This is a genomic window from Paramesorhizobium endophyticum (genome assembly GCF_014640615.1).
In the GTDB taxonomy this organism is placed as follows: domain Bacteria; phylum Pseudomonadota; class Alphaproteobacteria; order Rhizobiales; family Rhizobiaceae; genus Paramesorhizobium; species Paramesorhizobium endophyticum.
In genome coordinates this window covers 18,869-42,974 of the sequence record NZ_BMHH01000027.1, presented here as the reverse complement: position 1 = coordinate 42,974, position 24,106 = coordinate 18,869, and the positions used below count along the sequence as shown (strand labels likewise).

Annotated in this window: 20 protein-coding genes and 1 pseudogene; 4 read left to right on the top strand and 17 right to left on the bottom strand. The window is 55.6% G+C overall.

Features of this window, described 5'->3' with window-relative positions; genetic code table 11:
* Positions 1–83: 83 nt before the first annotated feature.
* Positions 84–377: a VOC family protein gene (locus IEX53_RS21205; RefSeq protein ID WP_373288706.1), complete on the top strand. Its 294-nt coding sequence runs from the start codon at positions 84–86 to the stop codon at positions 375–377.
* 138 nt (positions 378–515) lie between these two features.
* On the opposite strand, the gene IEX53_RS21200 is transcribed toward IEX53_RS21205, so the two are convergent.
* The 3 genes from IEX53_RS21200 to IEX53_RS21190 form a co-directional block, all read right to left on the bottom strand.
* Positions 516–1,298, bottom strand: coding sequence for a DUF2493 domain-containing protein (locus IEX53_RS21200; RefSeq protein ID WP_236016308.1), 783 nt, complete (start codon positions 1,296–1,298; stop codon positions 516–518).
* Positions 1,299–1,469: 171 nt separating this feature from the next.
* A complete protein-coding gene (locus IEX53_RS21195) occupies positions 1,470–1,901 on the bottom strand; it encodes a PIN domain-containing protein (protein WP_188826174.1) in 432 nt (143 codons plus the stop codon).
* The gene (locus tag IEX53_RS21190; RefSeq protein ID WP_188826173.1) at positions 1,898–2,200 is read right to left on the bottom strand and encodes a hypothetical protein; all 303 of its coding nucleotides are present in this window, start codon (positions 2,198–2,200) and stop codon (positions 1,898–1,900) included. The genes IEX53_RS21195 and IEX53_RS21190 overlap by 4 nt, the downstream gene beginning before the upstream one ends.
* A gap of 289 nt (positions 2,201–2,489) precedes the next feature.
* Between IEX53_RS21190 and IEX53_RS21185 the strand changes: the two genes are divergently transcribed.
* Both IEX53_RS21185 and IEX53_RS21180 read left to right on the top strand, forming a co-directional pair.
* Positions 2,490–2,678 (top strand): hypothetical protein, encoded by a 189-nt coding sequence (locus IEX53_RS21185; RefSeq protein ID WP_236016307.1) that lies wholly within the window; start codon positions 2,490–2,492, stop codon positions 2,676–2,678.
* Positions 2,679–2,691: 13 nt separating this feature from the next.
* Entirely contained in the window at positions 2,692–4,359 is a 1,668-nt protein-coding gene (locus IEX53_RS21180) for a recombinase family protein (RefSeq protein ID WP_188826171.1), read from the top strand.
* Positions 4,360–4,370: 11 nt separating this feature from the next.
* Here IEX53_RS21180 and IEX53_RS21175 read toward each other — a convergent pair whose 3' ends face one another.
* From IEX53_RS21175 to IEX53_RS21165, 3 genes are all read right to left on the bottom strand, one after another.
* Positions 4,371–4,529, bottom strand: coding sequence for an ArdC-like ssDNA-binding domain-containing protein (locus IEX53_RS21175; protein ID WP_210311682.1), 159 nt, complete (start codon positions 4,527–4,529; stop codon positions 4,371–4,373).
* Between the two features lie 379 nt (positions 4,530–4,908).
* Positions 4,909–6,399 (bottom strand): argonaute/piwi family protein, encoded by a 1,491-nt coding sequence (locus IEX53_RS21170; protein WP_188826170.1) that lies wholly within the window; start codon positions 6,397–6,399, stop codon positions 4,909–4,911.
* Positions 6,377–8,932, bottom strand: a complete 2,556-nt coding sequence (locus tag IEX53_RS21165; RefSeq protein ID WP_188826169.1) for a hypothetical protein — start codon at positions 8,930–8,932, stop codon at positions 6,377–6,379. The genes IEX53_RS21170 and IEX53_RS21165 overlap by 23 nt, the downstream gene beginning before the upstream one ends.
* Before the next feature lie 241 nt (positions 8,933–9,173).
* Between IEX53_RS21165 and IEX53_RS21160 the strand changes: the two genes are divergently transcribed.
* Positions 9,174–11,177: a DUF262 domain-containing protein gene (locus IEX53_RS21160; protein WP_188826168.1), complete on the top strand. Its 2,004-nt coding sequence runs from the start codon at positions 9,174–9,176 to the stop codon at positions 11,175–11,177.
* A 16-nt stretch (positions 11,178–11,193) separates the two neighbouring features.
* Here IEX53_RS21160 and IEX53_RS21155 read toward each other — a convergent pair whose 3' ends face one another.
* The 11 genes and pseudogenes from IEX53_RS21155 to IEX53_RS21105 all read right to left on the bottom strand — a co-directional run bounded on the left by IEX53_RS21155 (position 11,194) and on the right by IEX53_RS21105 (position 24,021).
* Positions 11,194–12,096 carry a hypothetical protein gene (locus IEX53_RS21155; protein WP_188826167.1) on the bottom strand — a complete coding sequence of 301 codons (903 nt, stop codon included), beginning with the start codon at positions 12,094–12,096 and terminating at the stop codon, positions 11,194–11,196.
* A 2-nt stretch (positions 12,097–12,098) separates the two neighbouring features.
* A complete protein-coding gene (locus IEX53_RS21150; protein ID WP_188826166.1) occupies positions 12,099–13,316 on the bottom strand; it encodes a GIY-YIG nuclease family protein in 1,218 nt (405 codons plus the stop codon).
* The gene (locus IEX53_RS21145) at positions 13,309–15,354 is read right to left on the bottom strand and encodes a DEAD/DEAH box helicase (RefSeq protein ID WP_188826165.1); all 2,046 of its coding nucleotides are present in this window, start codon (positions 15,352–15,354) and stop codon (positions 13,309–13,311) included. The genes IEX53_RS21150 and IEX53_RS21145 overlap by 8 nt, the downstream gene beginning before the upstream one ends.
* 51 nt (positions 15,355–15,405) lie before the next feature.
* Positions 15,406–16,236 carry a hypothetical protein gene (locus tag IEX53_RS21140; RefSeq protein ID WP_188826164.1) on the bottom strand — a complete coding sequence of 277 codons (831 nt, stop codon included), beginning with the start codon at positions 16,234–16,236 and terminating at the stop codon, positions 15,406–15,408.
* Positions 16,233–16,811, bottom strand: a complete 579-nt coding sequence (locus IEX53_RS21135; protein ID WP_188826163.1) for a hypothetical protein — start codon at positions 16,809–16,811, stop codon at positions 16,233–16,235. Before IEX53_RS21135 ends, IEX53_RS21140 begins: the two co-directional genes overlap by 4 nt.
* A pseudogene (locus IEX53_RS24060) lies at positions 16,808–17,713 on the bottom strand (type IIL restriction-modification enzyme MmeI); the annotation flags it as partial. The pseudogene IEX53_RS24060 and the gene IEX53_RS21135, both read right to left, overlap by 4 nt.
* Before the next feature lie 21 nt (positions 17,714–17,734).
* A protein-coding gene (locus IEX53_RS21125; RefSeq protein WP_188826181.1) for an IS3 family transposase occupies positions 17,735–18,900 on the bottom strand; the annotation gives its coding sequence in 2 pieces (ribosomal slippage) (positions 17,735–18,633 and positions 18,633–18,900; 1,167 coding nt in all).
* A 383-nt stretch (positions 18,901–19,283) separates the two neighbouring features.
* Positions 19,284–20,189 (bottom strand): AraC family transcriptional regulator, encoded by a 906-nt coding sequence (locus IEX53_RS21120; protein ID WP_188826161.1) that lies wholly within the window; start codon positions 20,187–20,189, stop codon positions 19,284–19,286.
* 127 nt (positions 20,190–20,316) lie between these two features.
* Complete coding sequence (locus IEX53_RS21115; RefSeq protein WP_188826160.1) at positions 20,317–21,855, bottom strand: MFS transporter; 1,539 nt, start codon at positions 21,853–21,855, stop codon at positions 20,317–20,319.
* Positions 21,842–23,134, bottom strand: coding sequence for an HlyD family secretion protein (locus IEX53_RS21110; protein ID WP_210311681.1), 1,293 nt, complete (start codon positions 23,132–23,134; stop codon positions 21,842–21,844). Before IEX53_RS21110 ends, IEX53_RS21115 begins: the two co-directional genes overlap by 14 nt.
* On the bottom strand, positions 23,131–24,021 hold the full coding sequence (locus IEX53_RS21105) for a LysR family transcriptional regulator (RefSeq protein WP_188826179.1): 891 nt from the start codon (positions 24,019–24,021) through the stop codon (positions 23,131–23,133). The genes IEX53_RS21110 and IEX53_RS21105 overlap by 4 nt, the downstream gene beginning before the upstream one ends.
* Positions 24,022–24,106 lie beyond the last annotated feature (85 nt).

Below are 24,106 nucleotides of genomic sequence, written 5' to 3'. Positions count from 1 at the left end.
GTATTACGCTGGAAAAAGCGTCCGGTTAATGATCGGAATCTCCGTCCGGTTTCATTGGAATACGCACCTTCGACTTGAATGGTATGACATTCACCGAGATGGCAATGGAGGGCACTGATCCGGTCAGGCTGGAATTGGTATCCGGGGAAGGCGCCGAAGAGCGACCCGGGAACGGCGATCTTTACGACAGCTTCCGTCTGCACGGATGGCATCACCTGGGCGTCTGGGTCGATGATGTCGATCAGGCGGTGGCGGAACTGAAAGCTCGAGACATCCGCGTCGTCCTCGATCCTGTCGACAATGCCCACTGGAGCGTGCGCGTCGCATTCTTCACCGACCCATGGGGAAACGTCATCGAACTGCTACAGACCCTCTAATGAGAATAAGGCCGGTCTTACCGGTGGCCTTCGCGCGCTGCCGCGATTGTCGTTGAAGGATCGGAACCGCTACGAAGTATCGTCTTTCAATGCTTCGTGGGCACTCCCTGGCTGAAACAGCCGCCGAGCGGCGGCGCTTTATGCGCCGCCGTCGAACTTCATGACGGGGATGCCGAGCTTGCGGGCCTTGTCCGCAAGGTTCTCCTGGATCCCGGTGCCGGGAAAGACGAGGACACCGACCGGCAGGACATCGAGCATGGCGTCGTTGCGCTTGAAGGGTGCGGCCTTGCCGTGCTTCGTCCAGTCCGGGCGAAAAGCCACCTGCGGCACTTTGCGGCTATCTGCCCAGCGGGAGGCGATCAGTTCGGCGCCCTTCGGCGTGCCGCCGTGCAGCAGCACCATGTCTGGGTGCTTGGCGCGGACCTTATCGAGCTTCTCCCAGATCAGGCGGTGGTCGTTGAAGTCGCCGCCTCCGGTTACGGCAACCTTGGGGCCGGCGGGCAGCAGCACCTCGGCTTCGGCCCGGCGCTTTGCGGCGAGGAAGTCGCGGCTGTCGATCATCGCCGAGGTCAGGTTGCGATGATTGACCATCGAGCCGGCTCGCGGGCGCCAGGCGGTGCCGGTGCGGTGCTCGAAAGCTTCCGCCGAGAGGTCACGGAAGAGTTCCATGCTGTTGCGCCGCTCGATAAGCGTTTGCCCTTCTGCCGTACGGCGTTCGAGTTCGACCGACTTCACCTCGCTGCCGTCCTGTTCCCGCTGAAGGCGGCGCTGCGCCTGCTCATTGTCGTCGAGTTCGCGCTCCACCCGGTTGGCAGCGCGGTGAAAGAGATTGACGGTGCGGCCGACGCGCTCGCCGCGACTGACATCGACTTTGTAGCCGCCACTCACATCGCGCCGGCCATTCAGAACTTGCATATTCATGGCACCAGTCTCCATGACGGGCACCGGAAGCCTCTCTTCCAGGCTCACCCCGTCACAGAACCCCGGTCGGCACTCTCACTCTAAGAATGGATCGGACTAAGAATGGATCGGACGAGACGCTGGCCCGACCGCACGGGAAGGCGTGGTTCGATCAAGGCAGCCCGGCGCTGCTCACGTTGCGGCCCGCATTGGATTGATGATCTGAAGCCCGGCAAAATCCTTCTCGTTATCCGTGACGACGACACAGTCATTGGCTCCGGCGACGGCGGCGATGATCATATCGAGCGCACTGCGCGGTCGGCCGGCAATCTTCCCCTCCGCCATCAACCGTGCCCAGATCAACCCAGCCTTGTCATCGAAGACGAGGACGCGTCCCGCGAACAGCGCCTGCGGCCCTTCCGGCCCGGCAAACCAAGCCTCGAGAGCATCTCTTTTCTTCCCACGCGGCTTTTCGAGAATGCCGCGTCGGATTTCCGCAACTGTCAGCGAGGTAATGAACAGATCCTCATCGCGCTGCGCAGCCATCCAGGCAAGGAGTGATTCCGACGGTTGCGGCTTGATGACGTTACTGATTATGTTGGTGTCGAGAAGATAGCGCGTCACAGATCGACCTTGCGCCCCTCTTCACGCGGGCGGGAGAGATCGAGGTCAGCGCCAACCAACGGCGAGCGGCGCAAAGCGGCGAGAATGCCACCGGGCTTGGGCGGCTCGCCTGCGACGAGGGTTTTCACGGCTTGCCGCGCCTGCTCCGATTCCGGTCCTTCCTCGGCCAGCTGACGCGCGAGAGATCGGATCAGTTCGCGGTCGGATTCGAGCGCCATGACTTCAAAGCGCTTGAAGCCGCGCTGCGTCAGGCGCGCGCGATAATTCTTGATCGCTCTCTTCTGTGCGGTATTGCCCATGACCTGCCTCCATGCTATATCCAGATATATAGTCCGGATTTGTAATTTTGGCAAGCGAGGACAGATCTGATGATAAGCACATCCAAAATTCCGGTGAGGCCGAGGCGCGATCCCACGGACCACAGGTATTTTCTGTATGCTGTGATACGCTATACCTCGCCAGAGCGAGCGGTAGCGACCGATGGCGTGTTAAACGCCGCCGGATATTCTCCTTTGAATTCCGTTGCTTACATGACGTGTCGCGTCAATTATGCCGGGCATGACCCCGGAAGCACGCAAAACCAAGAGAGTGATTACGCGAAGCGAGCGCGAAGAGCTGCTCGCAGCGATGCTGCCCGACGAGCCGGAACTGACCTTCACGCCGCGCGGCAACCCGGACCCGCGCCTCGTGCGGCTTGCCCGGCTGCTCGGCGAGCAACTGGCGCGGGAGAACTTTGCTGCACAAAGAACCAAGCGGGGGCCAGGCCGCTCCCGGTAAGGAGTCATGCCCGATGAAGGTTGCGATCTACGCCCGCTACTCCTCCGACAATCAGCGCGACGCCTCGATCGCCGATCAGCTTCGCATGTGCCGGCTTCATGCCGAGAAACAAGGCTGGCAGATTGTCGAGGAATATACCGATCATGCGATCTCGGGCGCTTCCCTGCTGCGACCGGGCATTCAAGCCCTGATCTCGGATGCTGGTCGGGGTCGCTTTGATCTGATCCTTGCGGAAGCAATGGACCGCCTCTCGCGCGACCAGGAGGACATCGCCGGGCTGTTCAAACGCATGTCCTATTCGGACGTTAAGATTGTCACCTTGTCCGAGGGGGAGGTCACGCATCTCCATGTCGGCCTCAAGGGGACGATGAATGCACTGTTCCTCCAAGATCTCGCCGACAAGACGCGACGCGGCCAGCGTGGCCGCGTCGAGGCGGGCAAATCCGGCGGCGGTAATTCCTATGGCTACGATATTGTCAAAAAGTTCGACGCCAACGGCGAACCGATCCGCGGCGACCGGAACATCAAGGAGCGAGAGGCCGAAATCGTCCGCCGCATCTTTCGCGACTATGCCGCCGGCAAATCAGCCAAGACCATCGCCGCGGCTTTGAACAAGGAAGGCGTCCCCGCCCCTACCGGCGGTGATTGGGGCTTCAGCACGATCAACGGCAATCCGAAGCGTGGGAACGGCATCCTCAACAATGAGGTGTATGTCGGAAAGATCGTCTGGAACCGTCAGCGCTTCATAAAGGACCCGGACACCGGTAAGCGGCAGGCGCGGCCGAATCCGGAATCGGAATGGGTGATCCAGGAAGCACCGGAACTCCGCATTATTGATGAAGAACTTTGGCAAGCCGTGAAGAAGCGACAGGCAGAGAACAAGATCGAACGCGATAAGAATGGCCATGCCGATGTTGCGGCCATCAATTACCGCCGTCGTCCTAAATACCTGTTCTCCGGCCTGACCAAATGCGCCTGCTGCGGAGGTGGCTATTCGGCAATCTCGGCGGCGCTGATCGGCTGTTCGACGGCGCGCAACAAGGGCACCTGCGACAACCGGGTCAATATCCGCCGTGAGGAGTTGGAGACGCGTGTGCTCAATGCGTTGCGCAATCGGATGCTCGATCCGGAGATCTTCGCAGAGTTTTGTGGCGCCTATACGCGCGCGATGAACCGGCTACGAATGGAAGCCCGCGCCAATATCGACGCCGCGCAGGCGGAGATAGAGAAGATCGGTCGTGAGGAAGGACGGCTGATGGACCTCTATCTGAAGGAGGCCATTTCAATCGAGGCCGTGAAGGAGCGCGGCGATCAGCTCAAGCTGCGCAAGGCGGAGTTGAAGACCTTCCTTGAGACGGCTGACGAGCCGCCTCCCTTGCTGCATCCGAACATGGCGCTGCAATATCGCAAGCGCGTCCAGCAGCTCTACGAGACACTTCAGCATAATTCCGAAGAGAAGCGTATGGAGGCGGCGGATGCGATCCGCTCGCTGGTGGATGACATTGTGCTGACGCCGGTGGAGGGCAGGATCGAGATCGATGTTCGGGGCGATCTTGCCGGGATTCTCGCGCTTTCGGTTAAAAGCAAAAACCCCGCAGCGGGCGCTACGGGGTCGCAAGTAAAGATGGTTGCGGGGGCTCGCAACCACCGATACCGACATTCGCTTGAAGTAGCAATCTAGCAACATTAAAATTAAGGCCAGACAAAGTATACTGAAAGTTCGCTGCGGAATCGTAGGGTTATCCGTCCATCCATATTGCCAGCACTCCAAGGCTTCAGCCAGGTCAGCTCGCCTCTTTCCAGATCGGCAATAATCTTGTCAGTTACTTGTTTGTAGACATCTGTTTTCATTTCCGTTTTCCTTTGATCGGGTTGCTCATGCAACCGATCTGCCCCTCTGGCGAAGAGAGGGGGAAACCGTCCAGACCAAAAACGTCCGGGGTGGTGCGGGTGCAGGCGAACGCCGAGCCACGGCCCGGATGCTTTTGCCCAAAGGGCTTGGTCTTGACGGAGGACGGGGCTGCAAGCCTCCAAACAGAAAGCGGTAATATCGCAGAGCGCGTAAAAGAACCCTGCTCAGCAAAAGGGCCGCGAAATGCGGCCAGTCAAGCGCAAGGGATGGAAGCCGAATGGCCGAGACCACTGGCTCGGTTCACAACAGCCCGGTCCTGTCTGTCACAGTATGCGGCATTTGGTAAAACACCTAATCCACAGAGTCAGAAAACCAGTTTTATATATAGAAGCGATAAGATGGATTGGGTGTCGCGTTATCCGACAACTCGCACATCAGTTCCCCTACACGCCGTGCAAAGAGCAGCGTGATCGGGAAACGGGTAATCCCATCGCTGGAATTCCAGTTCATTTTGGTCAATGCCAGGATTTCCTCCGCGCGTGCCCGAATGTCGGTTTCACCGCAAGAGCCGATTTCCAGAGGTGCAGGAATGTGCATTCCTGGGAACTCGTTCCACCACGGGATGTAGCCGCTCGTGAACAGATAGGAATGACCATCCAGCGAACACAATGTGCCGCGCCAGGGTTCTTCGGTTCCTTTACGGACGACCCGAAACGAGGTATTGCGCAGCCAGATCAGATCACAGTTGGCGACCCGATCTTTAGCGGCCGTCCGAAAGCCGCGTTCTTCTTCTGGCTGATAGTTTGTGGTCTTATGAATCACCACGCGGTCGGGCGTCACGCCGGCTCGCCGCTCATACTCTTCGAGTATTTGCTCAAGCAGTTGACGCGCTTGCGCTTCGTTCAGGTAAGGTTGGCGATCACGCTTCTGGTCATGATCGATGCTCGCACCTTTGATCGCGTAAGGTTCGATATCTGTCGAATAAGCCTGCGCCACACTGGCATAGACCAGATGCCCGCCACGCTTTTTCATGTGGTGAAAGGAAATCCCGACAAAGCAGACATTCTTCGGCAGGTCGGCAGGCCTCCACGGGATGCCCTTGGATTTATAATAGATGGAAACGGCGGCGTTCCAGACACGAGTAGCCTGACTTTGCCCCTTATCGTCTGGCCGTTCGATTGTGTCCCGTCTAACGACCTGGATCGGGACAGCCTGACTATCAGCCATGATCTTAGCTTTAAGGGCACGGTAGAACGTTCGGAATAGCAAATCGTCAGCCATTGTATAGAGAGCGCTTGCAGCTTCAAGCTCGTCAGGCGAGGGCTGAAACAACGCAAGCTGATTGCTTTCTTCCTCCGCGCGCAAGAACTCCAGCGCCCGGCGTTCTTCTGGTGACAGGCCGGGGTTCATTACTCTCAAATCACCAAGTTCAGGCTTGATGCACAGGATTATGCAATCAGGAGCCTCGTCCCCGTACAGACTACTAATCTCGTATTCGAAGAGCTCGACCAGTTCACCGAATTTCTGGCCCTTTTGTGCCTCACGGAAAAGCTGACCATATTTCGAGGAAGAAACGATCCGTCTGTGCCGCTTCTCCATGATGAACTTCGCGTTCAGAGCCTTTTCGAGCCCTGGCCAATTCCGGAAACGCGCGGAGTTGTTCTCCTTTGCCGGAATGAAAGTCTCAAATCGCGACAGCCATGCAACGGCAGCGTCAATATCCTCCGATAGGCCAACAAAGCCCAGCTTTATCTGCCGAAGACCGGTGTTGTCGGATGGCCCATTCTTTGGCAATCCCCGGCGTGGATCGATGTCGGTTTTCGCATTTGAAAACTCGATCCGGGGCTCATGCAGTACGTCGATTTTCATTTGAATCGTCATGATCCACGAGCCCTTCTTCTGTTATATCCTGGGTGTAAAAACTGCCTTCGAGAACCAGATCAGGCACGTTTTGATCACCAATATTTATCGTTTGCCCCCCTTGCGATAGAAACCGCCCCCAGAAGACGAGATCACTCTCGACATTAGTATTTCTATCGAAGCGAATTCGACGCGTAGCACGGCTTGTCCGCATATATCCTGGCAACGGCGTGATGCCGTCCTGCTTCGTGAACATATAAAACGGTTTAATCCGCACGCCCCAGCCATTGCCTAGGCACACGATCTCGTAGCCGAAACCTTCGCATTCAAACCACGGCTTTCCGTCATCCCCGCGCTTTTTGACAACATCGCGTCTGATACCCCTCCGCCGAGGAGTGTCGTAAACAATGGTTCTGTTGTCTTTATTCCTACTCTGGAAATAGGCCCGCTTCGCCGGATGGCCCTTCTTCGTCTTTTCAACGACAAGACCGTCCTTCTCGAAGGACCGAATATGCTGCTCAAAATGCTTGCGTATCAGCCAAGCAATTTTCCGGTGCAGCACAATGTCTGAATCCGCCTCTGTCAGCGAAATGACTGTCGTCTCTTTCAAAAGGACATTCGCGAATAAAAGGTTGGCGATAGGGGCAGGCAAGAACGTCCACAAATCGCCGCTGCGGCGCTCATAGACGAATGTACCGGCTTCATGCAGCGGAACGTCCCGCCCCAGATCGACGCCCTCTCTGATCTTTAGGCGCGTAATCGTCTCAGGCAAAGCGGAGAACATCAGCGAGTTTATCGTATAAGTACCCACCGGGCGGGTATCGATCGACACGGAGGCTGATCCCGCAGAAGCGCCCGGCCTGAAAAGCTTGGCAAGGAATCCATCCTCTCCCGGCGGGAAAGCGAATGTCGCAGAGCCGCCAGCTTCGAAACAAAGATCGAGGGTGTCGGATAACCCGGTACCCGCGCGTTCCATGGCGCTTATGCCAAAGAATACATCGCATAGGGTTCTGTTTCGGAGATCGCTGAACTCCGGCACGGGAGAGAACGCACCTTCATCATTTGTCTCAAGTCGATTTTTCGACTGCGCAGACATTCCACCAGGGTTGGAAAAGCACACAGCAGAATTTCCGTCCACGTCGATTTGACTCGGCGCAACCATCTCATAATCCCGGTGAACAATCATGTTGACCAGCATTTCGATCAGAGCGCGTTCAGGGTATGCGGCGCGCGTATAATGCTTTTGCTTGCCTTTAACCTTGATAATGGGATTGACATCTTTGCTTTCCAGCCACTCAAGCAATGCACGATATTGAGAGACGAGATTGCCTTCGAAAACGATGCGCCTCTTTCCGGAAATAGTCGCGGAAATCACAGAGTGCGGAAAAAAGCGTTCAGGATTTCGACCAAACAGCAGGATGCAGGCATTCGTCGGCTGTTCGGAAGCATCCTTTTTCTGGGCCAATAGGCCGATCTCGCGCATCAGTGGCTTGAGCTGATCCGATGTGAGACTACCACGCTCAAGTTTCTCGCAATATTGCCGGAGGGTTACCAGCGCCAGGTCCGCATCGACATCAGCCCAGACAGCCCCGTCACATATCCGGTCATCAAAGCTGTCTCCGGCTTCGGCCACAGGAAGGGCGACGAACCGCTGGACACCGGCAAGCTCCACATTCAAGTCGGACAGAATTTCATCAAAGCCTTTGATCCCCAGTTTTTGAAAATTACTTCCCAAGCGGTCCGACAACGCCTGAACATTGGGGTGAAGCTGCTCACCAGCTCTCACACACCAGAATATACCGTGCCGGAATTTCTGATCTTCGGCTCCGAGGAGCGACGACATGATCGACGGCTCGTAACCTCGATAGCCCATGACGATCAAGGGTGAGAACTCAAGGAGCGGATGCAGCTTTTCCAGGAGAGCGCTATCCAGAGTTTGCGTCTCATGAACAAGGTTTCGGTCGGTATACTGTTCTGCCTTGCCGTGAAGCCAGACAATCTGAGCCCTCGCGAAGGGGTTAAATTCGTTGAAGTCGTCTGGCCTTCGATTGATTTCCGCAACATGCCTTATATGAGGGTGCTTCTCCCCGAGCGCCATCGGCAGGCACAAATCGAAATTGGTGGTCATCACCGTTCCGGCAAGCCCGCGCAGCACGAGATCAGCTAGGGCGCGGTAACCTGAACCGAGTTCGCCCTTTAGGCTGACGAGCTCCAACAACAACCGCCGTCTATAGGCTTCCGGCTTGAGCAAATTCTCGACAACGAGCGGAAAATTCTCGGCGAGATGATCATCTCCGTGAATAAACCACTCCTGCTGATGCAGCCAACTGGTCCATTCCGAGGGTTTAATGCGCTCGGGAAGAGACCTGCCTCCAAGCTCACGCTCGGCATAGACGTGCTTGGCAAGGCGACGGACGCTTTCCGCCGCGAGAGGAACACCGGAGGAAAATGAGGCCCCCGCCCCCAACAAAAATGTGGGGCGAGCGTCGTTGTCGGGCCTCAACAGCGAGGCAAGAATCGAAACGCTAGTTTTGTGGCTCATACAACCAACGTAACTAATCGCGAGAACAACTCAAGAACATTTAATGCGCCAAGCTGGAGTTATCCTCACTTTCACTAAAACAACACGCCACCACAATGCGGCAGCTGCTACCACGCCGGCCAGCCCAGTTCGGCAGGCACGCCACAGTCTGATTGCGTGGATAAGATCAGGGCAAGCAATGGTTTTGATTGATTAAATCTGATCAGAACCTAAGCTTGTCAAATGATTAAGGGGAGGAACCATGAAAGCAGGACCAGTTACCATTCGGCAGCTACTTGAAAACCGCCAGCGGTTCTGCGTTCCGATCTATCAGCGGCACTATGTATGGACCCGCGACAAGCAATGGCTCCCCTTCTGGAACGATGTGCGCACCAAAGCCATCGAACGTCTCAACGGGCGGGAACGGAGGTTTTCCCACTTCATGGGGGCTGTTGTTCTAGAAGCGCGCGGCAGCGTATCCTCCCGCCAAGTTACCTCGTTCCAGGTAGTGGATGGGCAGCAGCGCCTGACTACCTTCCAACTGTATCTCGCGGCAGCACGCGACTACGCCAAGCAGGCAGGATTCGACGACACGGTTGGGCTGGTAGAGGGCTACTTGTTCAACGAAAAGCAACATCTCATGGAAGATGCCGAGGTGGAAAAATTCAAGGTCTGGCCAACGAAATACGATAGAGTCCTGTTTCAGGATATTGTCACGCTGGGCCGCCTGGAGCTTCGAAAGAAATACAGCGCTCACTTCTACAAGGGCAAGGACAAGATTTACGACTATAGCACCGTGCCAAATCTTCTGGGCGCCTATGGATTCTTCTTTGAGCATATTCGTCATGCGGTTGAGAGCGACGATCTGGAAGACGATTTTGCCGAAACGATTGACGGCGCGCCGGACGAGGAAGATGAGGTGGCACAGGAAACCGTTGATCAAGATCGTGCGGCGATGGAGCTGCGGCTGGACGCGCTGTGGGAGTCGCTGATTGAAGAATTCAAGGTTGTCGAGATCATACTCGAAGAGGGTGACGATGCTCAGGTTATCTTCGAAACGCTGAATGAACGCGGTGAACCTTTGCTAGCGGCGGACCTAGTACGCAACAACATCTTTCACCGTGCTGATGCCCGGCAAGAAAAGGCTGAGAAGCTCTTTGAAAAGCACTGGAAGGATTTTGAAGCTCCCTTCTGGAGCGAGATGGAAAAGCAAGGGCGGTACAAAAAAGCCAGGATCGAATTCTTCCTTGCGAACTTCATTGCAGGTCAGGTCGCTGGAGAGGTTACGCTTTCCAAGCTATTCAGCGAATACAAGGCCTTCTTAAAGGTGCAGGCCGACCGGCCGGGCGGCGGCTATCAAACCGTCGATGTGGAACTCACGGACCTCGCGCGCTACGGTGCGCTATACCGAAGGCTCCTGGAAAAGAAGCTAGATGATCCGCTCGGTCACTTCGCTTGGTTGCTGAGTCCATGGGACGTGACAACGGTTTATCCATTGATCCTCCGGCTATGGGCTGAAGACGGCATGGGTGACGGTGAGCGCCAGACGTGCCTGGATACGGTGCTGTCATTCATCGTAAGGCGCGCCATCTGCGGGCTGACGACAAAAAACTACAACAAGTTCTTTCTGTCGGTGCTTAGGCACCTCGAAGCGAAGGGCTTCAGCGCCGAAAGACTGTCAGCCTTTCTTATCGCCCAAACGTCGGAAAGCGCGCGCTTCCCGACAGACCGCGAATTTGAGGCGGCATGGCTGTCCGCGCCTGTCTACGGCAAACGCCTGACGCCACTGCGCGTCCGTGCGGTGTTGGAAGCAATAGAGCGTCAAAAGCGTCATAAATTCCATGAAACTGAACATTTAAGCACAGATCTCTCTGTGGAGCACATCCTCCCGGCTGAGTGGAAAGCGCATTGGCCCCTAGGCGACGGTAACCTCGTCAGCAGCGATGAAGCTTATCAGGCAGTCTTTGCGATGGACGAAGATGAAACTCGGGTCGGCCAAATTGTCCGAAGACAGCGCCTTCTGAATACATTCGGCAACCTGACGATCCTAACTCAGCCGCTAAACAGTAGCGTCCGCAACGGAAAATATGAAATCAAGCGCAAGGCCCTGCAAGATCATTCGCTCCTTGTGATGAACCGGGAAATCACGAAGGTCGAGAATTGGAACGAGGATACTATCGAGGCGCGAGGCAAGTTGCTTTTCGAAACAGCCCAAGAAGTGTGGCCATATCCGAGTACTGTGATCGCAAAGGCAGCGCTTGATTAGGTGGTGAGGCGGTAGGCTATTTTACCCAGCCATCTGACTCATATATGTCCCGATAATCACCTACCGATAGATACGTGATCCCAAGCCCTTCGAAGAATGGCCTTCGGCTGTGTGTTCCGCCTTTATTTCTAACGTCTATATACCAACTGGGCGCACCCCATTCGGGTACGAGTTTATGGATGCGCGCCCGTTCCAGGAACAGCCAACGTAAGAAATTTTCGTCCTTCCCGAAACGGAAACCGAGCATCAGGATCGGACTAAAAAAGAATATGTCGAGCCAAGTATTGCTTCCACGCCACTCTTGTGCGCCACTCTTCGCAGACGCCCGCAAGCCTTCGTTGCCGTAAACCCAGGTTCGAGCACGCTGAACCGATCCCATATAGTGAGTGAGGCCCAACCTGATGCTGCGGGAATATTTCATCATCCCGTGTGGGTGCCAGATCGCAAACTCATCACGTGGATTTCTGATCTGCCTGTCAGAGAAATAAGATGCCCACGGATAGTAATCCGTGAATTTCTGCTCGGCGCGATACAGCTTTGCACCGATCGACGCAGAAAGGTTCTCGTCAAAATTCACGGTAAGGAGCGGCACGCGGTGATGCTGTGCCCACCTGACAATCGTGCGATGGTGCTCGGCGGGCTTCCAGCCGCTCATCAGCTCACAAAAATCAGATTGGAGGGTACTGCGATCATCCTTTGGTCGGGTAAGGTCCAGCAAGTCAAACAATTCTGTATTGGACATCTCGTCTGCGTCCGTAGCCGAAAGCTTGAGGCCGTTCCGTGTCGCGAGAGTACCTAACAATCCTTCCCAGCTGGAGGAGCCATCACCGTTGAACCGGTTAATACCATTCCCAACAAGTAACGCAGGCCTGACACCAGCCGACAGAATTTTTGTGAACTCTTTGGAATGATCGACCATTTTCAGTCCGCCGCGTGATCGCCTCGAAGCGACAAGCGAGCTCCCTGCGGGTTGTAGGTGTAGTTGCTTATGCTGCCATCCTTGATCCTCTCCACAACCTCATCCACTACGAACAGCGGCACCAAAAACCATTCTCTCGGCACAACGGGATTGCCGAAACGATCCTTGATCTTGATTTCCAGTTTTGCAGGCTCGAACACCCGATGGATCAGGTTTTCGAGTTTCGCCCGGTTGATGTTGAAAAGCTCGTAGGTCGCAACAATTTCCACGTCCGCTAGCAAGAAGGTGGCATCGAGCTTGGCATTGGCAATGCGCTTTTCGACGCTGCCGCTGGTCACTCCGATTTTGTGCACGATGTCGCGGTTCTCGGCCACGAGAGCATGGTTCGATTTGCTGCGCAGAACATAGATCGTTCCGCTGGCGGTATCATCCTCATCGGTATCCTCCGCAAAAAGCGGCCCGGCGCTCGGCTCGGTGATACGGCGGCCCGCTTCGTCCTTGTAAAGGGCGCGCTGAAGTGACCGTAGCAACAGATTGCTTTCCGTCCCGTTGGAATAGATCACACGCAAACGGGCGTCTGTCTCGCCATTCGGAGCCTTGATCGGTTCGCCGACTTCCGCGACATAGGCAGTCTGCCCGCCCAGAATGAAAAACTGACCTGCCGTGATTTCCGCCTTCAGGAAACCTGCGTCCTTCACGAATTTCCGTGTCGTGCGCACGCCGCTTTTCAGATCGGCCTGGACCTGGTCGAACAGTGGCTTGAATTTCTCGAAATCCTCGCAGCGCTCACGGTTGGCAATATCCTCCGCTGCCCGTTTTTCTGCCGTTGAGCGAACATGCTTCAGAGTCGTGATTTCCGGCGCTTCCGCTTCGATACCGAGTTCCGCCAGAAGCGCGTCATCGTCCATTTCGTCAATATCGGGCTGAGCGGCGGCAATCTCATCGCCAAGCAAGCCCTGATGATCGAGAGGTTCGACCAGCGCGCGGCACTCTTCCAGCGAACGGATACGATCCAGCCGAACGGCATAAAGCCGCTCGAAAATGTCGCGGTCTTCGCCGTGGCGTGGCGCGCGGCCATGTTCTTCGACAAAGCGCTGAATTTCTTCAAAGCCTGCGATAATCCGCTCTTCGCGCGGCGTGCGGCTGCCCGCTTTCTTGGTTTCGACCTCGACCCCTAATTCAGCAAGCAGAGCATCATCTTCATCGGTGAAATCAGCCATTTGCGGCCTCCGCTTTCATGCGCGCCAGGAAAGCTACACCTTCCGCTAGCTTCCGTTCCCAGGCATCAGCGGCGGTGATGGATGGCAAACGCCCGCGCTCCTGTTTGAATTTGACGGCCCGGCGCGCCAGATCGCGGGCCTCTTCGGGTGTCAACTTGACATTCTTCCCGGAAATGACGGCAGCCACCTGCTTGAGGCTCTCTTCATTCATAGCCTTCGCGAGAATGGCATAGGCCTCCCCGAACGGATTGATCCGGTCGATCAGGTCAATATCGAGTTCTCGCACATCCATGGCGATCTTCCGTATGCCGTCAAGCAAGGCGGTATTGCCGGATTTCGGAGCTTCCCCATGGGGGTTCAGCGCGCCTTTAGCCTGCTGGGTCAGGTTCAGCGCTGCAATGGCATGCTGTCGCACAGCCTCCTGATCCTCGTCGTCCAATTCCGGATATTTATCCTTGATGATCTTACCAAGGCGCACCTGGGTCAGCTCTTCCGGCACCAGTTCTTCATCGAACAGCCCCCGTTCAATTGACCTCTTGTCCTGAACAAAAGCCGTGATGACCTCGTTCAGGTCTTCCTGGCAAATGCGCTGCGCTTCCTTGCTCTTCGGCTCGGCAAGCCCCTTGATCTCGATCTGGAACTCGCCGCTTTCTTCATTGAAACCGACATTGCACTTGTTCGGATCATAACCGCCATCGCCATAATCAAAGCCGGGCGTCGGCTCGCTTTCCGGGCGCTTCGGCGTGAAATTGAAACGGGGCGCGAGCACCTGTTCCATGAGCAAGCTCGCCGCAATGGCTTTCAGCGTATCGTTGATCGCTTCCGTTACTGCCTCCTCGGACGCATCCGGTTCGGCAATCAGATTGGTGAAACGCGCGCGGGCTTTGCCAGGGGCATCACGTGTCGCGCGGCCAATGATCTGAACAACCTCCGTTAGGCTGGAGCGATAGCCAACGGTGAGGGCGTGCTCGCACCAAATCCAGTCAAAGCCTTCTTTGGCCATGCCAAGGGCGATGATGATGTCCACATAATCGCGGTTGGTTTTCATTTCGGGTGAACGGAGGCTGGCCTGGATTGTCGCCTGATGATCGGGATCGACCAGATCTGCTATTTTCAGGATGCGGCCATCGGGGCGTTTCACCAGTTGAAAGCCAGTTGCCGGATCGGAGCCCTGCCAGCTACCTAGCTCTTCAATGATATGCTCGACTTCCCTGATCTTGTCCTTGGTGCTCTCTCGCGAATTGACAGACGGGATATGGACGATGGTTTTTTCATCAGGGTCGAGCACTTTCAAAATGTCATCCGAATAGGCTCCGGCATAGAAGAAGTAGCCGATATCGAGTGACTTCAGATATTTATAGCCGTTGAGCTGCTGATAGTAGGTGTAGGTAACGGGCTCGAACTTGGTTTCGTCCTCGGGCATGAGCACCGGTTCTGCGTCCCCACGGAAGTATGAGCCGGTCATGGCAACGATATGGGTCTTGCCGCGCCCGATGAGCTGACCGAGATGCGAACCAAGCTTGTTGTCGGGATTGGCGGAAACGTGGTGAAACTCATCCACCGCGATCAGCCGGTCATCGAAAACCTCAATGCCGAATTTATCGACGGCGAAGCGAAACGTGGCATGAGTGCAGACCAGAACCTTGTCGTCGCTTTCCAGAAACGCCTTCGCGGAATTGACCTTGCCGCCGTCTGCGCCCGGCGCATTGCAAAGGTTCCATTTCGGGGAGACATGCCAATCCCAATAGAAACCGTGTTTCGACAGCGCCTCGTCGGCGAAGCTGGAACCGATGGATTTTTCCGGCACAACGACAATCGCCTGCTTGCAGCCCTGGTTGTTGAGCTTGTCCAGCGCGACGAACATCAGCGCCCTGCTCTTGCCCGATGCGGGAGGCGATTTGATCAGCAAGTATTGTTCGCCCCGCTTCTCGTACACCGCCTCCTGCATGGGCCGCATGCCAAGCTCGTTCGGCTTGGTTGAATTACCATTCTGCGCGTAGGTGACGGAAACGGATGGGACGTGTTTTTCGCTGGTCATGCTATTGCTCTCATTCTTATAGTTATTGCTCAGGATCATGCATCTCCGCCATTACCGCTCCCCTGCGACGCTCGCGAGCGCTGCTTTGAGAACCTGAAAGCAAACTTTCGCAGTATGGCCGTCTGGTGAGAAGGCGGAAATCATCTGCTCATACGGATGTATGTAATTGCGGAAATCACGCAAACCGTGGCTGAACTTCTTCACATCCGGCTTCAAAAGGCCGACCTCACATGCCACGTCGATTAGCTGCGCCAAGCTCCATTCATGAAATCTTCTGACAGAGCCGCCAGCATCCTTGGGACTGGCGGAGGCGCGGTTGAACTTCGCCGGGTCCTTTTGGGCTGCGCCGAGAAGGACTGCCTCAAGAACGCTGCCGCATAAGAATATGACGGAAAGATGCGCGCCAGCGCCCATCGCCAAACGCGCCTCCTCTAGTCGGGCCTTAACGATAGGAATCGCCTGAGTTTCGACTGGTAGCCTTTGGATGTTCGGAATCGTGAATTCTCGATGCAGGAAGTCATCGACGGTCTGCGCAGGACTGGAGGGAACAGGCTTGCCAGCTAATCGGGAAACGATAGCGCGTGATTTTTCAAGCAAGGTGGCATCGACAGCCTTGTTGTTCAGATCACAATCGGCTTCATAAGCTTGAAGCAACTCCGATAAAACATTCGCAACTGTATTGTCTGATTCACGTTCCCAGAACGCCCTGAGTTTTTTGGCCTTCGACGTGCCATAAGTTTGATAAGCTTGGCTATGAATATCAACCTTGTGCCGATTGAAAAACTCGCCGAATGTAGGATCGGTATAATCAAGAACATAGCCGCCCTGCATACCCAGCAGCTTTTCCAAATAACGTTTTTCAATATCCGTAAGGCTACTCATGCAGCCCCCTCAGTCACTGACGTTTTTTTACGGAGGAATGCCATTGGGTCCCAATCCGTATTAAGTGCTGCACGGCTTCTCACGGATATTCGGAAATGTCGGCGCAGATCATCCGCGATCTCCAGCGCATCTAGGCCAAGCTGAGCATATCCCCTCTGGCGCGGCTCAAAGAATTCCTCGTAGTCAGGCGGAAATGCGTGTTCGCTTGAAGCCGAAATATGTCTGTCGGTGCTTCTTGCCTTGTTTGGCAAGGCAAGAATTCGATGCATCAGAGGCTCCGGCATACTCCGCCAGTCAATGTCCTCGGGAAAATCAAGCGGATCGGGCGTGGAAACTTGCGCTTCGCAATACTCTTCGCCGCTCTCAGTGCGTCTCGCCGGACGTCCGCAGGCAGTTCCGTCATCATAAACCACGTCGATGCACTTATCGGCATACTCTTCCAATATGCAGATCAACCGAATGGCGGCATAGGAGCCATCTCGGCGACGAGCAAGCCAGGACGTCCAAACCTCTTTGGAAATCGTGATCGTGCTTCCGACGACAACGCCAGCCAATCCTATGAGAGCTTCAATCATGCCGCCCCCTTCGTCTTGGTCATCTTCGTATAAAGTTCGAAGAGCTTTTCGAGGCGTTCGGTGTCATTGCGGAAGCGGCGACCGATGTAGATGCGCTCCAGCACTTCGTCATTGCGATCATGGGCGGCACGCAAATCTGCGGGCATTTTCTCGGGATCGTAAAGATCGGCGATGGTTGCGGGGAAATGCGCCTCGCGTGCGAGAAGGATGTCTTCTGCGCAGCGGGTAAGGTCTGCTTTGTTCTTTTCGGTCAGCTTAGGGACAGGAAAGGTGTTCCAGCCGAGAGTGTTGGAGTAACTGAAGTCCGTTCGCATCCGTACGCAAACAGTCCCGATCCAAACCCAATGCAGGCGCGAAGCAATGAGCGCCATGTTCCAAAGGGGCGCGTTAAAAAGTGCGAATAATTTATTCGAAATAATCGTACCAAGCGGAAGAGGTCCACAAGGAAGATAATCTCTATTCTCTGAGCTTATGGCTGCGATTGCGATAGTTTGTTCGTCGCCTGATTGACGCCTTTCATCAAAACGGTGTGGCCAGTCTGCTCCTCGCCTCGTAGCAACTTTGGTGCTGGCAAGTCTCATTTTGCGCACACCATCCATTCGCGCTCGTATGCGCGAAATTTTGGATGCCTCAAGCACATCGTCATCTCTAACCCAGATGCAATAGCGAAGTTTGCCTCCAATAAACTCGTCTGATCCCAATATTGGCCGGATGAACTTTACCCGTTCCGAGCTGCTGAGAGAGAGGTGGTCCAGCTCCGCTCTCGAAAGAAGGAGATTGCCACCATCCACCGGCTTACTACCGAAAGTCATTTCTGCGAGAGAGGACATTGGCTTGGAAAGTTTATCGACAATTACATTCGCATTGGGAACAAGGTAAGCATTTATATTTTCAGCATCTTTTACAACTGGACTTGCCCTTATTTAGTGGAGAGGTTCTGTCTCAAAATTCCGGTTCATGATCTCGAACTGGATCGGCGATTTATACCCGAGGGCAGAATGTCTGCGCACGGGATTATAGAACCCGTCAATATATTCGCCAATGGCTGTGGTTGCGTCATTTCTGTTCTGGAATACAGTGCGCCAGATCAGTTCCGACTTGATCGTTTTGAAGACGGTTTCCACCATTGCATTGTCATAGCAATTTCCTTTTCCACTCATGGATGGAAGCATTTTGTGAGCTTTGAGGATTTTGCGATACTCATAACTGGCATATTGGCTTCCCCTGTCCGAGTGCTGGATCAGCCCCGGCTTTGGTTGCCGGATTGCAATAGCTTTCTTTAAAGCACTTATCGCCAGATCCTTTTTCATCCGATCCCGCGCTTCCCAGCCGATAATGCGACGAGAATACAGATCGACAACGATTGCCAGATATAACCAGCCTTCGGCGGTCCATATGTAACTGATATCGACACCCCATTTCTGATCCGGTCCATTACAGGTAAAGTCCTGATCCAGAAGATTGGGAGCGACGGGTTCACCATGATTGCTGTCGGTTGTGCGTTTGAAGCGCGTTTTCTGCCGGGCTTTAAGACCGTTTTCGCGCATCAGTCGCGCCGTGCGGTGACGTCCTGCTCGAATACCTTCTTCATTCAGTTCAACATGCATTCGAGGGCTGCCATAAGTTTCACGTGACAACTCAAACTGATTACGAATGTGAGCCAGAATGATCATATCGTCGAGTTGGCGACGACTGGGCAAACGATGCTTCCATGCATAATAACCGCTGATACTGACGCCTGCGAAAGCGCAAAGCCGTGACAGAGACATGTGGGCCTTCTCCATGTCGATGAATGCAAACTTCATCGACTTGTCTCCCGAGCGAAGAAGGCCGTCGCTTTTTTTAATAAATCTCGTTCCTGGCGCAGAAGTTCGTTTTCCTTGCGAAGCCGAGCAAGCTCCTGGCTCATGTCTTCATGCGGACCGGAGAGCAAATCTTTCTCAGCAAAATTACGACGCCAGCGGTCAAGTGTTGATTTGCCAATGCCAAGGTCCTCGGCAACCGATGAAATGCTTCGACCACTCGTCGTTAAAATCCGAACGGCTTCGCGTTTGAACTCTTCTGTAAATTCTCGCTGCTTCAACTCTATGTCTCCTGTCAGTCTTATCTAACAGAAGCCCTCCACTTTTGAAGGGGAAGTCCACTCTTTGAACCGGCAATCGGCTTAGAGAGAGATTTGCAACGACACTTGCGATTGACGGAGATTGCTTGCTTCTCATGTGATAGCCCCGTTCCCGATAACGGAAAACCAGCTATCTGCGATTGATTCTCATTACATGGGACGATCAAGCCAGATAATATGTTGATCACGCCAAAGAGACAAAACGTGGTGGCATGCGTTGCTGTCAGATTGAGGGGAAATGCCTGCTAAGCAGGTTGTCAGCCTTTCCTTTAAGAAACGGCACATCCGGCGTGCGTCGAAACCTACTCATCGATTGCTGATGCGGATCCGCCTGCTGCCGGATTGCAGCGTTAAATGGTGCCGCGTTTGCGAGAGAGCGGCACCACATTACCTACTGGCGGGACCTTGTTGTGAGGGCATCGGTCGCCGCAGATATGGATGACATCCTCTTTGCCGCTGCCACTCATGTCGGTTACCGTCTCGGTGAGATAGCGGGCCGGAGTCGTGCCGAGCATCCGCCGGAACATGGCGATGAATGCGCTCGGACTCTCATATCCGAGGTCAATTGCGATATTCGTTACGGATTCGTTATCCGCCAGCCTTTGAAGTGCAAGGCCGACATGCAATTGCTGCCGCCAGCGGCCGAATGACATGCCAGTCTCCCGCTGAAACAGCCTTGTCAGGGTGCGATTGCTCGCCCCCACACGGGCGCCCCACTCTTCCAGATTCAGCCTGATTGAAGGATCGTCGATCAGCGTATCGACCAGCCGCTTCAATCTTCGGTCCGAGGGCATAGGGAGACGCAACGGCTCCACCGGCGCTCTCTCAAGCTCATCCATCAAGACCGACGCCAGGCGCGTCTCGCGGATATCTCCCTCCGGGTAGCTGTGCGGCTCGTTGACGAAACGCAGTATCAATTCGCGCAGGAGAGGTTGGACGAAGAGAATGCCGCAATCTCCCCGCTGGCTGCGGCTTTCGTCGGGCTCGACATAGAGGTTCCCGATCGACACCTGGCCGGTCGCCCTCGCAAAATGCGTGAGCCCGCCCGGAATCCAGATGGCGCATTGCGGCGGGACCGTCCAGACACCTTGCTCAGCCTCGACCGTGATCAGCCCCTCGATGACATAGAGCAACTGGTCCTTGCGGTGCTTGTGCGGTTCTGTCTCGCCGGCAAAAGCGAGTTCGACCTTCAGACCGACGACGGGGCGCGCGATAGTATCGGGATAATCATGAGGGGGAAGAACCGGAATGCTCATCGATGATACCTCAACGCTTTCGTCTGAACGCCGCTTTCCTCTCCATTCCCAATTTTCGCAACATATCACGCTCCACGCAGTTTGGCTGCTGCGAACCGGCCATGATTTGCAGAGAAACGGCCACGCATCATGCGGATTTCGGTGGCATCAAGGGGTTAACCGGCGCCCGTTGCAGGGTGGCGGCGAGGAGCAAGGCGACAATTCCCACCCAGAAGACGAGATAGAACCCATCCACATAGGATAGGACAGCCGCCTCGCGCGCAACGACGGAAGCGACGCCTGACACGCCGCTTGCGGCGCGCTGGACAACAGCAGGCTGCCCAGCCTCGATACCAGCCTTCAGCATAACGCTGTGGGTATCCAACGAAAGCCGCAACACGAGTGATATGATGCCACTTGCTACGCCCGGTGCGAAAATGCGCGCGAGAGGAGCAAAGACCCCGATAGCCGCCGCGTGCGCCGGGTTCATGTTGACGACGATGATCGGGATAATGCCCATAAGCGTCAGGCACTCCCCGATGGCGAAGAGGATGAGGGCTGGAATATATTGGTCGGTCCCCCATTCGTTGCTGATGCTGGAGCCGCACCAGGCTGAAGTGAAGACAATGATGCTCAAGCCTGCGATCAGCAGCAGTCGTGCGTCTACACGCCGTGCAAACCACACGGCGATCGGCGTCATCGTCAGGTAGGTGCCGAAGACGATGATAGCGGCCGATCCGGTCTGGAGCGGCTTCAGCTTGCCGATCGTGGCAAGGAAATTCGGGATCAGAACCGACGTCGGCGCCATCAGGACCCCATAAAGACAGGCAATCAGGAGCGCGGTGCGGACGTTGTGGTTTCCAAGCGCGCTGAAATCGACGAATGCGTCCTTGTTCATAGCGATATTCACAATGGACATCACCAGCAGAATCGCGCCACCTGCCAGGCCAGCTGTCACCACGCCGGAATCGAACCATCCCAGAGTCTCGCCGAGAGAGCATCCTGCAAACAGCATGGCCAGCCCCAAGCAGAACATCGCCATACCTCCCCAATCGCTGTTCCGCAGCCTGTCGTAATCTATCGGCGTCAGGGGAAGCGCTTTCCAGGCCATGAACGCGATGAGAGGCCCGGCGAGCGAGGCAGTCCAATACACCCACCGCCAGTCGATCACATCGACATAGATGCCGGACAGTCCGACACCAACATCGGTTCCGAATGAAGCCCGCAGGCTGTAGACTGCCATCGCCAGAAGCCAGAAATGAGGCTTCAGGCTGCGCAGCGCCAGCGAAATCGTCAGCGGGAGATAAGTTCCCAGGCACAACCCAACGATGACATGGAGCAAAACGAGCAGGTCATAGCTGCGCACGAAGGGTATTATCACGGTCGCAAGTGCGATCGTCACGCTGGGCACCATTATGACGCGCGCCGGCCCGAAAATCAGCATTAGCCAGACAGTAACGGGCATGGACAAAAGCTGCGCCGCGTTCATCGCCGTGCTCAGCCAAGCCCCTTCGATCATGTCGAGACCGAACGCTCCTCTCAGGTCCGCGAGAGACATGGAAAAAAGCCGGCCCTGCAATGTGGTGAGCAACGCGCCCATGAAAACGACCGCCACTGTCAGCGCAGGATTTGGCGCTTGGGCGCCGCGCCAGAGATGTGAGATCGAAAAGACCTTATCGAACTGCATCGGCGTAGGTCTCTTTTGTCACGGTACGAATTTCACGGGTATAGGCGGCCACCTTCGCCCCGAGCGTATCGATCCGCGCCTCGGCGGACATGCCTGGCCTCAAGAGATCAAGGTCCGTCTGCCCCGGCTCAAGTTCGATGCGCACCGGAATACGTTGAACGACCTTGGTGAAGTTGCCCGTTGCGTTGTCTGTCGGGATAAGAGACGATTCGTTGCCGCTCATGGGGGCAATCTGCTCGACGCGTCCCTGGAAGCTATATCCGGGAAGGGCATCGATAGCGACTTCCACCGGTTGTCCGGCCCGGACATTCCTGAGCTGCGTTTCCTTGTAGTTTGCAATCAAATAAGGCCGGGTGAGAGGTACGATCGTGACGATTTGCGTGCCTGATCCCACAAGGCTGCCGATCTGAACGCTGCGCCGGCCAAGCGTGCCGTCAAAAGGTGCGATGATCCGGGTGTAACCCAATTCGAGCTTTGCCGACGCAAGAGCGGCTCCGGCGGCATCGAGATCCGCCCTGCGCTCAGCGCGCTGCCCTGCCAGCGTGTCCAATTGTCTTCGCGCAAAAGTCAAGGCCGCCACTGCCGCCTCGCGGGAAGCTTTCGCTGAGGCCAGTTCCGCCTTTGAGTCATCGAAGGACTTTCCCGAGACAGTGCCATTGGTCACGAGCCGGCTTTTACGGTCGAAATCCTGCTGGGATTGTATAAGGCGCGCTTCCGAAGCATGAAGCGACGCCACGGCCTGCTCAATCGCGGCGCGCTGTTGGGCTTCCTCATTGCCGAGATTGTCGAGCACACCTTGCGCTTTTGCGAGCGATGCTTCGGCCCCTTGGACGCGCACAGCATAATCATCGCTCTCGATTTCGGCGATGATATCTCCGGCTTTGACCGTCTGGTAATCCGTGACGGGAAGACCCCTGACATAGCCGCCGACGCGTGCGCTCAATATCGCAGGCTCGGATTTGACAAAGGCATTCTGGGTAGATTGCATCGGTCGATTGCTTGTCCACGCACCCCAGTTCGAAACCGTGTAAGCGACCGCGCCTATCACGGCGGCGCACGCCAGCCACGGGGCCAGTTTGAGATGCCCAATGCGCGGCTTTTGATCGGATGCTGAAGATGATGTGGCGGTTGTTGCTGCGGGACTCGACATGAAAGTTCTCAACTCGAATTCTATCGTTTGTTGAGAAGGATATTTCGACAGTTGCGGATTTTTTGCGCTTGCGAGAAGGACAGAAAACCGTTCAACGCAGCCAATTAAGCCTGAAATCGCGAAGCTCAAACACGCAGCAATCCTTTCGCCAAATCCACGGCGTGCTGTAATCCCGCATCCCTTGCCCGCCGTCGGTGCCACGCTAGGTGCAGCGCAAACCCCGGCACAGTGATCGGCGTCGACAAAATAGTGAGGTCGTCGGCCAGCAAGGCAACACGCGAGGGCAGCATCGCGATCATGTCAGAGCCACGCAGCAGTTCAGGAACCATTCCAAATGATGGAACCACCAAGCCCACACGTCGCGATCGCCCGATCCGGGCAAGTTCCATGTCCAACGGCCCCCATCCTTCGCCTCTGCCTGAAACGAGAATGTGCGGAAAATCCAACCATCGGTCGAGATTGAAGTCGTCCGCCGCCGGATGACTCTCTCGAAACGCAACGACGTAGTGCTCGTTCAGCAGAATATCGCGATGGATATCGTTATCGTCACCTGGAAAGACAGAAACAGCGATGTCGATCGTGCCGTCGATCAGTGCAGCCCGTGCGGCGTCCGCTCCGTTCCAGGGCAAGATCACCAGATCTATGCCGGGCGCTGAAGTCTGTAAAGCGCGCTGAAGCGGCGGCAACACGAAGAGCGCCGGATAATCCGCCATTGAAAGACGCAGGGTTTGCCTGATCTCCTCAAGCGGTGGCTCAGGCGGATCGACGAGTTCCGTGATCCCGGCAAGCAGGGATTTGAGCGGAGCGCGAAGAGATTCCGCCCTGACCGTCCGCCGCATCGTTCCGCGTCCGCGTTCGAGGAGTTCGTCACCAAACAATTCGCGGCACCGCTGCAAGGCAGCCGAAGCGGCCGGCTGCGAAAGCCCAACCCGGTTGGCAGCCCGGCCGACATGGGCCTCGTCCAGCAGCGCATCGAGGATCACAAGGAGGTTCAGGTCGATCGATCTCAAATTCATGTCGCGAATAATAAGATAGATAATATATCGATTGGAATAATTTTCTGGCTTTCGGCATGGTCTTTCCAACAAAATATTGGAGTTG